The 408-nt window shown below is 52.5% G+C and carries 1 protein-coding gene; it reads left to right on the forward strand.

The features are described from left to right. Positions 1-74: 74 nt before the first annotated feature. A partial coding sequence (locus F0L68_RS45905) for a hypothetical protein (protein ID WP_223199645.1) occupies positions 75-408 on the forward strand: 334 nt, incomplete at its 3' end.

Below are 408 nucleotides of genomic sequence, written 5' to 3' on the forward strand. Positions count from 1 at the left end.
TACGCGTTAAGCGCTCAGTCGAGCAGCAATACGAGGAATCTCAGACTCGCGTCAACGAGCTGACTGTTATCAACGTGAACCTGTCAAGCAGCAAGGCTAAGATAGAACAGGAACTGGCTATCGTCGCCGCCGACTACGATGAGATCACCAAGGAACTCCGCATCGCCGATGAGAGATACCAGCGCGTACAGACTGAGCTGAAACACACTGTCGAGCATCTGCATGAGGAACAGGAGAGGATCGTCAAGATCGAGGCCGTCAAGAAGTCTCTTGAAATCGAAGTCAAGAACATCTCTGTCCGTCTGGAAGAAGTCGAAGCCAACGCTATTGTTGGTGGCAAGCGTATCATCAGCAAGCTCGAGGCTCGCATCAAGGACACGGAGCTGGAGCTGGACGAAGAGAAGAGGA

It is taken from the genome of Solihabitans fulvus, from assembly GCF_008386585.1.
Classification (GTDB): Bacteria; Actinomycetota; Actinomycetes; order Mycobacteriales; family Pseudonocardiaceae; genus Solihabitans; species Solihabitans fulvus.